Here is a 14601-nt window from a genome sequence, read left to right as displayed (position 1 = left end):
ACTACAAGTCGACAGTTCTGTCGGCATTCCAGGATGTCGCCGATTCGCTTGCCGCGCTGGATAACGACGCACAGTCGCTGGCGTCTACCGAACGAGCGGCACAGGCAGCCCGTGCGGCATTCGACGAAACCGCGTCGCGCGCCCGCCTCGGTTCCTTGCCGTCAACGGCACAGCATGCCAGCGAGCAGCGATTTCTCAATGCACAGCTGGGCGCCGTCCGCGCCGGGAGCCAGCGCATGACCGATACCGCCGCACTGTTCCAGGCGATGGGCGAATTGCCGTCCGCTCAGCAGCACGTGACGTCAAAAGAGTGACGCGTCCCAACATGGAACATCGGAACCTGATTGTCTGCCACGAGTGTGATCTGCTTTTCCGCAAGCCGCCGCGTCTGGGTGGGCTGGTTGCGCGCTGTAAGCGGTGCGGTGCGGGTTTCAAAGGAATGCATCGCAGTGGTCTGTCGCTCGAGGCCATTTGCGCTTTGACCGTCGCGGCATTGATTACTTTCGTTATTGCGCAGGCGTTCCCGGTATTAAGACTGGAAACGAACGGGATTACCTCGCAGACCACGCTGTTCGGTGCAGTGCAATCGTTGTGGGCCGGACACATGCGTGTTGTCGCATGCATGGTGTTCTGCTCGTCCATGCTGTTTCCGCTGACGGAGTTACTCGCCTTTCTTTACGTGCTGGTTCCTGTTCGGATGGGCAAACGGCCATCTGGCTTCAACCAGATGGTTCGCCTCATTCAATTCGTTCGACCGTGGGGAATGATCGAGGTATTCATGCTCGGGGTGCTCATCACGATCGTGAAAATGGTGAGCATCGCGCAGGTGATTCCTGGACCGGGCCTGTTTGCATTCGGCGCATTGACCGTGATGTTGGCCATCGTTGCTGCGTTCGACCCTGCCGTGTTGTGGGAGGTTTGCGACGAAATGAAGGTATTTCGGCCCGCGGACGTTCCCCGGCCAAGCGTCAGTGGCGGCCGCTTTGAGCCGGGTGACGCCTCCGGCTCGCCGGAAACAGGAGCCACGGGTTGGCTCACGGCAAGACATGCAGGACTTCTGGCGTGTCATACCTGCGGCCTGGTTCAGACGGCGATCGCACATCAGCCGCACCAGCACTGTTCTCGATGTGACTCGCCGCTGCACGAGCGCCGTCCGGAGAGTGTGACGCGTTCGCTGAGTCTGCTTGTCGCCGCAGCGATCGCCTATATTCCGGCGAATCTTTTGCCGATCATGCATGCGTCGTCGCTCGGCCGTTCGGAGGACGACACGATTCTCGGCGGTGTCGGCTACTTCTGGAGTTCGGGAGACTGGCCGCTCGCGGTCGTTATCTTCGTGGCGAGCGTCATGGTGCCGATGCTCAAACTCACGGTTCTCGCGCTGCTGACCTTGACTGCCCGGCGGGATTCGGACTGGCGGCCGCTCGAACGCGCGAGGCTGTTTCGTATCGTCGAGCGTGTTGGCCGGTGGTCGATGCTCGATGTCTTCGTTGTTGCACTCACGGTTGCCCTGGTGCACTTCGGCTCCTTCGCCTTCATTACCGCGGGTCCGGGCGCGCTCGCTTTCGGGGCCGTCGTGATCCTCACCATGCTGGCATCGCATCAGTTCGACCCGCGGCTCACCTGGGACAACGTCCGTTGCGCACAGCCGCATCCTGACGATGCCGAGTCCGCACGGGTTCATAGCTCTGTCGCATCCATAAACTCAAATCAGCAAACACTATCCACTAGCGATGCATCTTCCTGATCTACCCCCTCCCGACATCAAACCGCGAAAACGCTGGCTTCCCTCCCTGATCTGGTTAGTTCCGCTGATCTCGGCGTTGATCGGCATTGCGCTAGTGGCCCGATCCGTTTCAGAAAAAGGGCCGACGGTCACGGTTTCGTTCAATAACGCAGACGGAATGGAGGCAGGCAAAACGAAGGTCAAGTACAAGGATGTCGAAATCGGCTCCGTGCAGGCCATTACGCTAACGAAAAATCTCCAGCAAGTGATGGTGAAAATTCAACTCACCAGGGAGGCGGAAAAATTCGCAACACAAGGTACGCGTTTCTGGGTAGTTCGCCCGCGCGTGGGGGCCAACGGCATTTCGGGCCTCGGTACCTTGCTTTCCGGCGCGTACATCGGCGTGGACATCGGGCAATCGTCAGAAAAACGGACGGAGTTTGTCGGACTCGAGAATCCTCCCATCGTCACCAGCGGCCAACCGGGGCACCAGTATACGTTGCGAGGGGATTCGCTGGGGTCGGTCGATATCGGTGCACCTGTCTTTTACCGTCGTGTGCAGGTGGGCCAGGTGGTCGGCTTTTCACTCGACCCGCACGGCTCGGGCGTGATCGTGAACGTCTTTGTCAATGCGCCGTTCGACCAGTATGTCGGGACGAACACCCGGTGGTGGCATGCGAGCGGTGTCGATCTTCGGCTCGACTCGAGCGGGCTCAAGATCAACACACAGTCGCTGGCGACAGTGGTTGTGGGAGGTCTCGCGTTTCAGTCACCGCCGGGTCAGGACGCCGGACAACAGGCCGTTGACAAGGCGGTATTTCGACTCGCGGCGGACGAGTCGGACGCGATGCGCGAGCCGGACGGACAACCCCTCAATGTGGTGATGCGATTCAACCAGTCGCTGCGCGGATTGTCCGTTGGTGCACCTGTGGACCTGCGCGGAATCGCGTTGGGGCAGGTGACGGAGATCGGTATTGAATACAGCGAAATGGACAAGAGTTTCAGCATGAAGGTCTCGATGGCACTTTATCCCGACAGGCTCAGCCGGCGCAGCAGCGAGGCGCTACCGGCCCCCAACACGCCAGGCGGGCATGAGCTGCTTCAGCACCTCGTGATGGAAGGGTTGCGTGGCCAGTTGCGAACCGGCAACCTCCTGACCGGTCAGTTGTACGTCGCGCTGGACATGTTCCCGAAAGCCCCGCGGGCGACCGTGGATGTGCATCAGAATCCGATCGAGCTGCCGACCGTGCCGAACACGCTCGACGAACTGCAGGTGCAGATTGCGGACATTGCCAGGAAACTGAATCAGGTCCCGTTCGACAAGATTGGCGCCAACCTCAATGGCGCGCTGGAAAACGCTAACAAGCTGTTCGGTCATTTGGATACGGAGGTCGTTCCACAGGCTCGGGACACGTTGGCGGCAGCGCAGCGGACTTTCGGCACCGCTGAGGTGACGCTTCAGCAGGCGGCGCCGTTGCAATCGGACGTCCAGGATGCGATGCAGGAACTGACCCGTACCCTGCAGTCTCTCAATGCGCTCGCGGACTATCTGGAACGCCATCCCCAGGCACTTCTGTTCGGCAAGAAAGGAGACCGGCCTTGATTTTCCTTCAGTCTTTTTCGTTGCGCGCTTTCGTTCGTGTGGCCGCGGGCATCAGTCTCGCCGTTCTGGCGGCGTGTGGTTCTCCGCCAAGCCGGTTCTACACGCTTGCCTCCGGCGGCGGTTCGGCCACGGCGAATCGCACGGTAAGCCCCGCCGTTCTGATCGACATGCGCCCCGTTACCGTGCCTTCCGCGCTGGCGAGGAGCCAGCTCGTCGTTCAGGTGAACGCCACTCAGGTCAAGGTGCTGGAGGACGATCGCTGGGCGTCGCCGCTGCCGGATGAAATCCGCACCGCAGTGCTGGCAACGGTGACCCGGCAATCGGGCGCGGTCGACGTGCACGGGATGGCGCGCACGGACGAGGTTCCGCTGTACCGCATTTCGGTGCAAGTGCAGCGCTTTGAGACGTGGCCTGGGTCGCACGTACTGATTGAAGCTGTATGGAGCATACAGCCGTCAAATGGTCAGGAAACGATGACCTGCCACAGCATAGCCAGCCAGCCGGTCTCGCTTGGCTATGATGCAATCGCGGATGGTGACCGGCAGGCATTGCAACGAATCGCCACGGAGATTGCGCGGGGCCTCCGCGAGCTTGCCAGGAGGTCGGAATTGCACGGGAGCCCGCAAGCGGTGACCCGTCCGGTATCCTGCCCGCAAATGGTCTACGCTGAGGCGGGGATCGGGGTGACCCGAAGCCCCTGACGGTCCTTTTCGCGTCCGCCTTATTCCGCCTCGACTTCTGCCTCGATGAGCGGCAATGCTCGCGTCGAAATCTTCTCGGCCTCCGCGCGCTTGAGCCCGAGTGTTTGCAGAAGCGTTGCTGCCGTACGCTCGGCGAAATGCTCTCCGCTGAAGCCGAGCTCGTCGAGCAGGTCTGCCGCCGGCGCGCCCGGCGCGACGAAATTCAGCTCGGCCGCAATTGCCGCGAGCACCGTGCCGCCCACCGAAAGAAAGCCGATGAAGGGGTCAGCGACCACAAAGCGCTTGGCGGCGATGCCGTTTCCGATATCCCGCAGCAGCCGCTGGCCCAGCCCACGGCTCAGGATGTGCGCCGAAAAACCTTCCCGTATCAGGAAGCGTCCCCAAACGGGATCGCGCCGCGCACGCATCAGGGTATGGCGCACCGAGACGGCAATCACCTCGGCCGGGTCGGACAGGCCGCCGGTGAGGCGATCGAGCATGTCGGCGAATTCCTCGAACACGTTGCTGACGAGCGTCGCGTAGATGGCTTCTTTCGACTCGAAGTGGTTATAGAACGAGCCGTAGCCGGTGTCGGCGGCCTCAGTGATTTCGTTGATCGCCACGCCCTCCATGCCCTTTTCCGCCATGAGCCGGAGGGCAGCGTCGAGCAGGCGGGCGCGTGTCTCGCGCTTGCGGCGCGCTCCGCGCGGCTCGCGCTCCTCGGGAACGGCGACCGGAGGAACGGGGGCCGCACGGGTGGAGCGCTTGGGCACGGGCCGGTTTAAAGAGTTCGCCATAACGAGTTCCAGTCTTTGGTCATATCCAAGTATAGATGGAAATGTTTCTATTGACAAAATGATCATCGATGACTTTAATGTCACAAAGGCGCATGCTGACGCCCGATAAACAAATAGACAGATGGAGCGACAGTGGAGACAGGAGCAATGAACACCACCGGGCCGTCCGGCCCGCACAACCCGGTTCAGCCGTCGGCACATGAGGTCGACCGCGCTGAGCCCGTTCGGCAGCGTGAATCTGCCCGGCAGCCTGGATGGCGGTCCGATGCCCGTCACGTCGAATCTCATCGGCGCACGCCGGCTATCGAAGCCGAATACGCCATTCAAACCGTTTGATTTCCGTCCTGCCATGAAACTGACTACCGTACAGCCGGCCCGTCACCCCAATCCCACGGCGAAAGCCTCGGCATTGACCTACCTGATATTCGATCGGCCGGATCTTGTGAAAGCCGAGGAATTTCTCAATGATTTCGGTCTCCGAACTGTGTCGCGGACAGAAGAGCTTGTCCTATTGCGAGGAACGGGTGCTTCGCATTTTTGCTATGTGATCCAAAAGGCGCCGAAATCCCGGTTCGTTGGCCTCGGGCTGCAGGTCGACACCAAGGCCGCGCTCGATGCGCTTGCGGGGCTGCCTGGGGCATCTGCGGTCGAACGATCGCCCTTGCCGGGCGGCGGCTATACCGTACGATTGACTGATCCTTCCGGTTTTCGCGTCGATGCGATATGGGATCAGGCGCCGGCTTCGGCGCTATCTCATCGGCCACCGTTGCCGTTCAATTCCGTGGACGCGGCCGTGCGCATTAACGGAACGCAGCGGCCGCCCGAATGCGCGCCGGAAATCATCCGGCTCGGACATGTGGTGCTCGAACTCGTCGACTATCAGGAAACCTGCGCGTGGTATACGCAGCACTTCGGCTTTATTCCAAGCGATGTGCAGGTACTTCCGGATGGTTCGCCCGTCGTTGCATTCATGCGGCTCGATCTGGGCGGCAGGCCGGCCGATCACCATACGCTCGCGCTCGCACAAGGTTTCGTGCCGACCTACAGCCATAGCGCGTACGAAGTCGTCGACGCTGACGCGATTGGCATGGGGCAGCGCGTGTTGCGCGACAAGGGTTGGACGCACGCGTGGGGCATCGGCCGGCATATCCTGGGCAGCCAGATTTTCGACTACTGGCAGGATCCGTGGGGCGACAAGCATGAACACTATTGCGACGGCGATCTTTTTACAGCCGACACGCCCGCGGGCGTGCATGCGGTGAGTCGCGAAGCGATGGCGCAGTGGGGACCGGCAATGCCGCGCAGCTTCACCAAACCAAAATTCACGCCCGCGAGCATCGTGGCGCTCGTCAAAAACCTGCGCCGCAGCCCCGACCTGACGTTCGCCAAGCTGCGCAGGCTGGCAAAGATTTTCGCCTGAACCAATCCCTTCCATAAAATCCGGAGATCGATAAATGGCACTTCACGTTCTGCATTACCTGCATCACGGCCACGCCCAGTGGGGCGTGGTCGCTAATGGCGCTATCACGCCGATTCCCGGCGAATTCAGGTCGACCGCTGAGTTTATCGAGGCCAACCCGATCGAACGGCTGTTCCTGCCACGCGGTCTGACGATTCCCGAATCGGAAGTGCAATGGTTGTCGCCCGTGACTGCCAATCAGCAGTTCATCTGCCAGGGCGCAAATTATCGCCAGCATATGATCGAGTCCGGGATGGACCCGGATGTGAAGAAATTCAACATGATCTTCACGAAGGCGACGAGCTGCATTGTTCCGGCCGACTCGCCTGTGGTTAAGCCAAACGGGGTGCAGTTCCTCGACTACGAGATCGAACTCGGTCTCGTCCTCAAACGCGACATTACGTCCCGCGAATCTGTCACCGAAGAGAATCTGCATGACTACATCGCAGGCGCCGTGATCGTCAACGACTATTCCGCGCGCGATATCCAGATTCCGCAAATGCAGTTCTACAAGGGCAAAAGCTATCGCACGTTTGGCCCCGTCGGCCCTTATCTTTGCCTCCTGGAGAAACAGGATATTCCGAAGCTAAAGGAACTCGTGCTGACGCTGACGGTAAACGGAACGGTCCGCCAGAATGACTCCACGGCGGGCCTCGTCTACGGCCCGGTAGAGACCTTAACGGAGCTTTCCGCCGTTCACGACCTGCACGCCGGCGATTTGCTCGCCACCGGGACACCTTCCGGTTGTGCGCTGAGCATCCCGTCGCCCGAAAAGCAGCGCGCCGCGGCGCAACTGCCCGAAGCAGAAAAGTGGCGCCTTTTTCTGAAGATGCAGGAGGACAGGCCGCAATACCTGCGGGCGGGGGACCTCGTGGAGGCGCATATCGTCAGCTGCGACGGCGCCATCAATCTGGGCGTGCAGCGGAACGTTGTTGTTGACGAGGCAGCATGACAGGCGTCGCGAACATGGACGATGTCCAGGCCATCGAAACGCAAAGTCAGTTGACGGACCTGCCGTCGAGTACCTACGAGATGATCTGCCGGGGCGCCGCCATCAATCCATCGGCACCCGCGCTTTCGTTCATTGCAACGGCCGACGAGTACCGGAACGGCGAGTGCTGGACCTATGGCCAACTGGTGCGCGACATCACGCGAACCGCGAACATGTTTTCGCGGCTGGGAGTGCGACGCGACTCAGTTGTCGCCTATGTACTGCCCAACCTCCCGGAGGCACACTTCGTGATCTGGGGCGCTGAGGCGGCGGGAATCGTCTGCGCGATCAATCCGCTGCTTGAGGGGGAGGCTATCGGCGAACTGCTCAACGCTTCGGGGGCCAGCGTGCTCGTCACACTGGCGCCATTTCCAGGCACTGATCTTTGGCAAAAAGTGCAAGCGGTGCTGCATAAAGTGCCTTCCCTGAAGGATCTTGTGCTCGTCAATCTGGCCGACCGGATGCCGCGCGAAAAGCGTTCCGCGGCCCGGACGCTGCACCGTGACGAGTGTTCAAGATTGCATGGGCCTGGCGGCATTCACAGTGCCGTTCCTTCACATGTGGGCATTCACGATTTCAGCACCGCGATTGCCAAGGAAGACGAGGCGCTCGGCAGCGTGCATGGGATGGGTGTCGACGATCTATCGTCCTTCTTCTGCACGGGCGGCACCACCGGACTGCCGAAGATTGCGATTCGACGGCACGGCAATGAGGTGGCCAATGCGTGGAACGCGGGTCAATTCTTCGGCGAAAGCATTGGGCCGGGGAAAACGATTTTTTGCGGATTGCCGCTTTTCCACGTCAACGCCGTACTGGTGACAGGTCTGCTGGCGTTCTCGCGTGGTGCCCACGTCGTGCTCGGCACACCGCAAGGTTATCGGGGCGAGGGCGTAGTCAAGCGTTTCTGGGAAATTGTCGAGCATTACCGCATCAATTTCTTCAGCGGTGTCCCGACACTCTATGGGTCTCTGCTGGACGTTCCGGTTGGCGAGCACGATATCAGTTCGCTCGAGTATGGGCTGTGCGGCGCCGCCCCCATGCCGGTGGAACTGCTCCGCACATTCCAGGAGCGTACCGGCGTAAGAATCCTGGAGGGCTACGGCCTCACGGAAGGTACCTGCGTCAGCAGCGTCAATCCTCCGCTTGGCGAGCGTAGGGTCGGTTCGATTGGGCTTCGTCTGCCCGGTCAGGCAATGAAAGCGGTGGTGGTCGACGAAACCGGCCGCTATGTACGGGATTGCGTTGCGGATGAGGTCGGCCAACTGGTTATCTCCGGGCCAAACGTGTTCGTTGGCTATACCCGCCCGGAGCAGAACAGCGGCCTCTGGATGGAAGGCGGTGACGGCACGCGCTGGCTCAACACCGGCGATCTCGGACGGTGCGACCCCGACGGTTACTTCTGGCTCACCGGCCGGCAGAAGGAACTGATCATCCGCGGGGGGCACAACATCGACCCGGCGGCAATCGAAGAACCACTGCATCGGCATCCCGCAGTCCAGATCGCCGCAGCGATAGGGCGCCCGGATATGCACGCCGGTGAGTTGCCGGTTGCCTATGTTCAGTTGAAACCAGGCACCACCGCAACCGAAGCAGAATTGGCCGAGTTTCTGCGCCACGAGATAAACGAACGTGCCGCGTTGCCGAAGGGCATACGGATCGTGGATGCGATACCTCTGACGGGCGTTGGCAAGATCTTCAAGCCCGCACTGAAGCGGCGCGAAATGACGGACGCCCTGCAGTCGGCACTCGCGGAAGCAGGCGTCGAGGATGCAACCGTTAGCCTGATTGATGACACCTCGCGCGGCATTTCGCTTCACGTCGAACTTTCCAACCCCGCGCTCAAAGCATTGGCGACTTCCGTGCTCGGGCGCTTTCCGTTCGCATTTTCGATCTCGGCCGCCGCCGCGAGGCCCTCACGGGCAGAGCAACCGACTGTGATGGACCCGGCAGCGATAGATGCGCGCGGCAGGCCAGCGTAACACGAACCGCGAGATCAAAAGGGCGCGTTCAGTCATGCGCGCGGAATAAAGGTTAATCACCCGTACGCACGCGTCCCGATGCGTATTTCCAATGCCTGACGGTGCTATGAGTTTAGGATATCTAATTTGTGGAAGAACAGGATGAGCGTTGTATCAGAAAGGTCTTTGCGTTCGCAGGTTGAAAAATGGCTCGGGTCGACTTCTTCGACGCCGGTTCGGGTTACCCGGCTCGGCCGCGCGCGCTCGAATCAGAGACCCTGTGTTCGTATCGAGCTACTGCTACCGACAGGCCCAGTTGGATTCTTCTTCTTCCGGCACCGCGACGGCGCGTGGTGCGTGTTCCCGCCTGAGACGGAGCGCTTCGCGATGCACGCTTACTAGAGTGCAGGGCGATTGGGGCTTGCGGCATCCGTGACGATACGAAAGGCAGGAAAACTATCAATTGATCAGTTCCAAAGGCAACACCACTGATTCATAAAAATTTCCAGACAAAGAGACAGGAGAAGACACATGAGAAATTGCAAACGCGCGATCAGTTCGGTTGGTATGGCAGCTTGCGTCTGCTCGGCTGGGCTTATCGACAATGCCAATGCACAGTCGGCCGGAAGCGTGACACTGTCGACAGGATGGCTTCACGTTGCGCCACAGGGCGACGCAACACCACTGACCGTGGAAAGCATTGGCGGCGTAGCGGTGAATCGGCAGGTGGCTGGTAGCGGGGCGCACGCCAGCTCAACCGATACGGTGGGGATTACCACTGAGTACTACGTCACCGACAACATTGGTATCGCCATGCTGTTTGGACTGCCACTGAAGGTAAATCTGGTCGGCGATGGCACGCTGCAGAAGTATGGCAACCTCGGTTCGACGAGACCGATGCCGCCCGCCATCGAACTTCGATACCACCTGTTTTCAGCCGAATCGAAATTCCGTCCGTTCGTCGGACTCGGCGTGAACTATACGTGGTTCACCCAGGTTCGGACAACCAATAGCCAGTTTGTCACTGATAGCCTTGGTCCAGGCGGCTCGGCACGTGCGACACTCAGTTCATCGTGGAATCCGGTATTCGAGATCGGGGCAAATTACGCGATTACAAAACACTGGTCGGTCGGAACCTCTCTCGGCTACGTTCCGGTGAAGACCCACCTTACGTTATACGGGCAGACCGCAACGGGAACGCAGATCGTTTCGAAATCGACGCTCCGACTCAATCCGATTAACGTCTTCCTGAACGTCGCCTATACGTTCTAGCGCGTGCAGGTCCTCAATGCGTCAATCAAGAGGTTTGAACGCTCATTGAAGAAATGGACGTTTTTTTTCGGCACCCGGACCTGGCTGCGGTCGGCAACTTCACTGTCGAGTACGACATGTGGTGACACACGCTGATGCATTGGAGCCCGGCGTTGCCGGGTCTCTGCGCCACAGCCCGGCATGACTGCGCTGCTGCTCGGGGAAGCGGTCGGTCATGCAGTCATGCCACCGCTTGCGCAACAAAGCTTCTCTTTGGATCGAATAATGAAACGACAGGTCCTCAAGACCATTCTTTTTGCCTTGCCCAAGCTCCTTGAGCTGACGGCACGCCGGTTTCCCGCCTATCGTGATCGCCTGAAGGAGCGCGATCTCGTCGTCTCGATTGGGCTCATGGACGGAAGCATCAATCGGGTCATCGAGTTCAAGAATGGCCACATTCGGTCGCGTGCCGGCAATCATCGGCGATCCGACGTGCGCATGGCCTTCAAGGATGTCGCTACCGCGCTGAAGTTCTTTTCCTCCAAGCCGGACCAGGGCGAGATTATCCACGCTGCCAAGAACTTCAAGGTGGTCACCGAGGGCGAAGACGAACTGCTGGTTTGGGTCATGCAAACCCTGAGCATGATGCAGACCGTCGGTTTGCCGATGGGCACGCCGATGCGCGACGGCACCCGCCGCTACACCACCTGCACAAACGGCGGGCCGCTGTTCGTCTACGTCAAGGGTGGCCGCGTCATTCGGGTGACGCCCATCGACCTGGACAGCACCGATGCGCCAAGCTGGGTAATCGAAGCGCGCGGACGCCGCTTCAGGCCGCCACGGCGTGGATTGGTTGCGCCCCACGCGTTGACGCTCAAGTCGCTCGTCTATTCGGACAAGCGCATCCTTCATCCCATGAAGCGGGTCGATTTCGACCCTGACGGCGAACGCAATCCCCAGAACCGGGGCAAGTCCGGCTATGTGCGTATCAGTTGGGACGAGGCGCTGGACATTGTCGCCAAAGAAATCAACCGGCAGAAGCGCGTTCACGGTCCGGGTTCGATTACCTTCCCGCTGTCGTCCCACCACCAGTGGGGCAATGTGGGCTATTACCTCAGCGCGCTGACGCGCTTTGCCAACCTGATCGGCTTCACCCGGGTCGCCGCGAATCCGGACAGCTGGGAGGGCTGGTACTGGGGCGCCATGCATCATTTCGGCAACTCGATGCGCATCGGCGTGCCATCCGGCTATGGGGGTGTCGAGGATTGCCTCAAGGAAGCGGACATGATCGTCTTCTGGTCCTGCGATCCCGAAAGCACCAACGGCGCCTATGCGGGATTCGAGGGGACGCCGCGGCGCCTGTGGGCCAAAGAACTCGGCATCGAGTTCGTTCATATCGACCCGCACTGCAACCCCACCGCGCAATTGCTCGGCGGGCGCTGGATCCCGGTCCGACCGCAAACCGACGCTGCGCTCGCAACCGCCATCATGTACGTGTGGGCCGTGGAAAACCTGTACGACAAGGATTACGTCGGCACCCGCACGACCGGGTTCGACGAGTGGAAAGCCTACCTTCTCGGCGAAACCGACGGCGTTCCCAAGACGCCCGAGTGGCAGGAAAGCGAGACCGGCGTGCCCGCCAAGGACGTCCGCGCGCTTGCGCGCCGATGGGGGAACAGGAAGGTCCATCTGGCTGTCGGGATGACCGGTGCGGGATTTGGTGGCGCGGGCCGAGGCGCAACGGGAGCGCAATGGGCGCGCTGCATGATCATGATGATGGGGATGCAGGGCTGGGGTAAGCCAGGCGTGAATTTCGGCTGCCTTGAAGTCGGTGTCCCTCACGACCTCCATTTTTATTTCCCCGGCTACGCGGACGGCGGCATTTCCGGCGACCTGGCGTGGACCGCCAATGCGGTGAACAATTACCAGCGCATGCCGCACATCCTGACCATGAATCCCGTCAAGCAGATGGTCCCGCGGCAGCAACTGCCCGACGCCATCATCAACGGTCATGCCACGGGCTACCTGTGGGACGGCATGTCGCAGGAAGCCCAGTTCGCGCCGTTCACCTATCCCATGCCCGGGTATTCGCCGATCCACATGATCTACCGTTACGGCGGGTCCGCCTTCAGCACGGTGACGAATTCCGGACGCTGGGCCGACGCCTACCGACACTCGAGCATCGAGTTCGTGGTCAACCAGTCCATCTGGATGGAGGGTGAGGCTCAATTTGCCGACATCATCCTGCCTGCATGCACTTCTCTGGAGCGCTGGGACATCGGGGAATGGTCGAATTCCGGCGGCTACGCCCATCATGGGTACAGCACGGTCAATCATCGCATCATGACGCTGCAGCACAAGTGCATCGAGCCTATGGGCGAGTCCCGTTCCGACTACGACATCTTCACCGCGATCCTGACCCGGTTGGGCCTGGGCGCTGTGTTCACCGAGGGATGCAGCGAGCTTGACTGGGTCAAGCGGGTCTTCGACTCGTCGGATCTGCCCGATCACATTTCGTGGCGCGAGTTCTGCCGCAAGGGCTATTTTGTCGTGCCGCCCGAAAAGCCCGAGTTGCGCCATCCGGTGGACATGCGCTGGTTTGCGGAGGGCCGGCGAAAGGACCTGCAGGAACCACATCCGCTGCCGTCGCAGTTCGCTGAAAAATTCGGCACGGGCCTGCAGACGCCGAGCGGCAAGCTGGAGTTCGTGCCCGAGTTGCTGAAGCGGCATACGGCGGACAATCCCGAGCGGCCGCCGCTCAACCGCTATATCCCCTCCTGGGAGGGGCTGCGTTCGGAGCTGGCCCAGCGTTATCCGCTGCAGTTGATTGCCACTCACAGTCGTTACAGCTTCCATACCCATTGCGACGGCAAGAATTCCTCGGTTAACAGCATCGAGGACCATCGCGCGCTAATCGGCGGGCACCGCTTCTGGCTGCTGAGGCTTGGTCGGGCAGACGCGGCCATTCGAGGCATTGTCCATCGCGACCTTGTCAAGGTTTACAACGACCGGGGCGCAGTGATCTGCGCGGCCGACGTCTCACCGCTGGTCAACGCGGGAGTGGTCAAGTCGTACGAGGCGAGCGCCGAATTCAAACTGATTGAAATCGATGGCGAGCGCGTCGAAATCGGCGGTTGCATGAATATGCTGACCCCCGACCGGCCTCAAACCGCCGGCACGAGCAGCATGAGCCCTAACTCCTGTCTGGTGCAGGTCGAAAAATGGAGAAGTGCCGAGGCGTTCATGCTCGGTCGCGCAGCATGAGGAACATGGAATGAGCAAGTGGAATATGGTTATCAAGGTTGGGCGTTGCGAGAACTGCCAGAACTGCGTCATTGCCGCGCGCGACGAGCACGTCGGCAACGACTTCCCCGGTTATGCCGCGCCCGCCGCGGCCGATGCCGAGAGCCCCGTGCGCATCCTGCGCCGTGTTCAGGGCGACTCACATATGGTCGAGACCACGTATCTGCCGGTCATGTGCAATCACTGCGACGAAGCGCCGTGCATGCGTGTCGGCGGTAGCGCGATCCGCAAGCGCGCCGACGGCATCGTCATTATTGACCCGGACAAGGCGCGGGGCCGGAAGGACATCGTGAAGTCGTGCCCGTACAAGGCGATCGTCTGGAATGAAGAGCTTCAACTGCCACAGACCTGGATCTTCGATGCCCATCTGCTCGATCAGGGGTGGCCCCGGCCGCGTTGCCAGCAGTCCTGTCCCACCGATGTCTTCGAGACGGTCAAGCTGGATGACGCAGCGATGGCCGAGAAGGCCCGGCGCGAGGGGCTCAAGGTATTGCGGCCCAACCTCGGCACGAAGCCACGCGTGTGGTACAGCGACTTTGAGCGCTGGGAAACCTGCTTCATTGGCGGAAGCATCAGCGCGCAGATGGGCGAAGTGGTCGAGTGCATCACGGATGCGGTCGTCGCTCTGTACGTGGGCAATCAGAAGGTGGCCGAAACCGTCTCGGACAGCTTCGGTGATTTCCGGTTCGGTGGCCTTGTCAAGGGAAGCGGCCTCTACCGGGTCGAAATCCGTCATGACCTCGGCAACGCCTGGCGCAATTGCGTACTGGACGAAAGCGTTTACCTGGGCGACATCAGGCTCGCCCAGTCGACAAACGGCGTGGGAGTCGCGTGAT

General features: G+C 60.7%; 10 protein-coding genes and 1 pseudogene. 10 read left to right on the top strand and 1 reads right to left on the bottom strand.

Annotation, left to right across the window (positions count from 1 at the left end; translation table 11 throughout):
• From M0D64_RS07835 to M0D64_RS07820, 4 genes and pseudogenes are all read left to right on the top strand, one after another.
• A pseudogene (locus M0D64_RS07835) lies at positions 1-314 on the top strand (RND transporter); the annotation flags it as partial.
• Between the two features lie 11 nt (positions 315-325).
• Positions 326-1744 (top strand): paraquat-inducible protein A, encoded by a 1419-nt coding sequence (locus M0D64_RS07830; RefSeq protein WP_266257222.1) that lies wholly within the window; start codon positions 326-328, stop codon positions 1742-1744.
• Positions 1731-3326 carry an intermembrane transport protein PqiB gene (locus M0D64_RS07825; protein WP_154563401.1) on the top strand — a complete coding sequence of 532 codons (1596 nt, stop codon included), beginning with the start codon at positions 1731-1733 and terminating at the stop codon, positions 3324-3326. The genes M0D64_RS07830 and M0D64_RS07825 overlap by 14 nt, the downstream gene beginning before the upstream one ends.
• Positions 3323-4027 carry a membrane integrity-associated transporter subunit PqiC gene (locus tag M0D64_RS07820; protein ID WP_266257221.1) on the top strand — a complete coding sequence of 235 codons (705 nt, stop codon included), beginning with the start codon at positions 3323-3325 and terminating at the stop codon, positions 4025-4027. Before M0D64_RS07825 ends, M0D64_RS07820 begins: the two co-directional genes overlap by 4 nt.
• A 20-nt stretch (positions 4028-4047) precedes the next feature.
• Here M0D64_RS07820 and M0D64_RS07815 read toward each other — a convergent pair whose 3' ends face one another.
• A complete protein-coding gene (locus M0D64_RS07815) occupies positions 4048-4803 on the bottom strand; it encodes a TetR/AcrR family transcriptional regulator (RefSeq protein WP_154563397.1) in 756 nt (251 codons plus the stop codon).
• Between the two features lie 349 nt (positions 4804-5152).
• On the opposite strand from M0D64_RS07815, the gene M0D64_RS07810 reads away from it, so the two are divergent.
• The 6 genes from M0D64_RS07810 to M0D64_RS07785 all read left to right on the top strand — a co-directional run bounded on the left by M0D64_RS07810 (position 5153) and on the right by M0D64_RS07785 (position 14600).
• Positions 5153-6223: a VOC family protein gene (locus M0D64_RS07810; protein ID WP_266257239.1), complete on the top strand. Its 1071-nt coding sequence runs from the start codon at positions 5153-5155 to the stop codon at positions 6221-6223.
• Between the two features lie 34 nt (positions 6224-6257).
• Positions 6258-7214 (top strand): fumarylacetoacetate hydrolase family protein, encoded by a 957-nt coding sequence (locus tag M0D64_RS07805; protein ID WP_266257219.1) that lies wholly within the window; start codon positions 6258-6260, stop codon positions 7212-7214.
• The gene (locus M0D64_RS07800) at positions 7211-9232 is read left to right on the top strand and encodes an acyl-CoA synthetase (protein WP_266257218.1); all 2022 of its coding nucleotides are present in this window, start codon (positions 7211-7213) and stop codon (positions 9230-9232) included. The genes M0D64_RS07805 and M0D64_RS07800 overlap by 4 nt, the downstream gene beginning before the upstream one ends.
• A gap of 510 nt (positions 9233-9742) precedes the next feature.
• Positions 9743-10483 carry an OmpW family protein gene (locus M0D64_RS07795; protein ID WP_154563391.1) on the top strand — a complete coding sequence of 247 codons (741 nt, stop codon included), beginning with the start codon at positions 9743-9745 and terminating at the stop codon, positions 10481-10483.
• Positions 10484-10747: 264 nt separating this feature from the next.
• Positions 10748-13726 (top strand): molybdopterin-dependent oxidoreductase, encoded by a 2979-nt coding sequence (locus M0D64_RS07790; RefSeq protein ID WP_154563446.1) that lies wholly within the window; start codon positions 10748-10750, stop codon positions 13724-13726.
• 10 nt (positions 13727-13736) lie between these two features.
• Complete coding sequence (locus M0D64_RS07785) at positions 13737-14600, top strand: 4Fe-4S dicluster domain-containing protein (RefSeq protein WP_266257217.1); 864 nt, start codon at positions 13737-13739, stop codon at positions 14598-14600.
• Position 14601: the final 1 nt, after the last annotated feature.

This window comes from Paraburkholderia sp. WS6 (assembly GCF_030464835.1).
Classification (GTDB): domain Bacteria; phylum Pseudomonadota; class Gammaproteobacteria; order Burkholderiales; family Burkholderiaceae; genus Paraburkholderia; species Paraburkholderia madseniana.
This window is presented reverse-complemented; position numbering and strand designations above follow the sequence as displayed.

Excerpts from the sequence above, each read along its gene's own strand:
- M0D64_RS07810 (WP_266257239.1), top strand. The coding sequence starts at position 5,153 with ATGAAACTGACTACCGTACAGCCGGCCCGTCACCCCAATCCCACGGCG.
- M0D64_RS07795 (WP_154563391.1), top strand. The coding sequence starts at position 9,743 with ATGAGAAATTGCAAACGCGCGATCAGTTCGGTTGGTATGGCAGCTTGC.
- M0D64_RS07785 (WP_266257217.1), top strand. The coding sequence starts at position 13,737 with ATGAGCAAGTGGAATATGGTTATCAAGGTTGGGCGTTGCGAGAACTGC.
- M0D64_RS07825 (WP_154563401.1), top strand. The coding sequence starts at position 1,731 with ATGCATCTTCCTGATCTACCCCCTCCCGACATCAAACCGCGAAAACGC.
- M0D64_RS07790 (WP_154563446.1), top strand. The coding sequence starts at position 10,748 with ATGAAACGACAGGTCCTCAAGACCATTCTTTTTGCCTTGCCCAAGCTC.
- M0D64_RS07815 (WP_154563397.1), bottom strand. The coding sequence starts at position 4,803 with ATGGCGAACTCTTTAAACCGGCCCGTGCCCAAGCGCTCCACCCGTGCG.
- M0D64_RS07800 (WP_266257218.1), top strand. The coding sequence starts at position 7,211 with ATGACAGGCGTCGCGAACATGGACGATGTCCAGGCCATCGAAACGCAA.
- M0D64_RS07805 (WP_266257219.1), top strand. The coding sequence starts at position 6,258 with ATGGCACTTCACGTTCTGCATTACCTGCATCACGGCCACGCCCAGTGG.
- M0D64_RS07830 (WP_266257222.1), top strand. The coding sequence starts at position 326 with ATGGAACATCGGAACCTGATTGTCTGCCACGAGTGTGATCTGCTTTTC.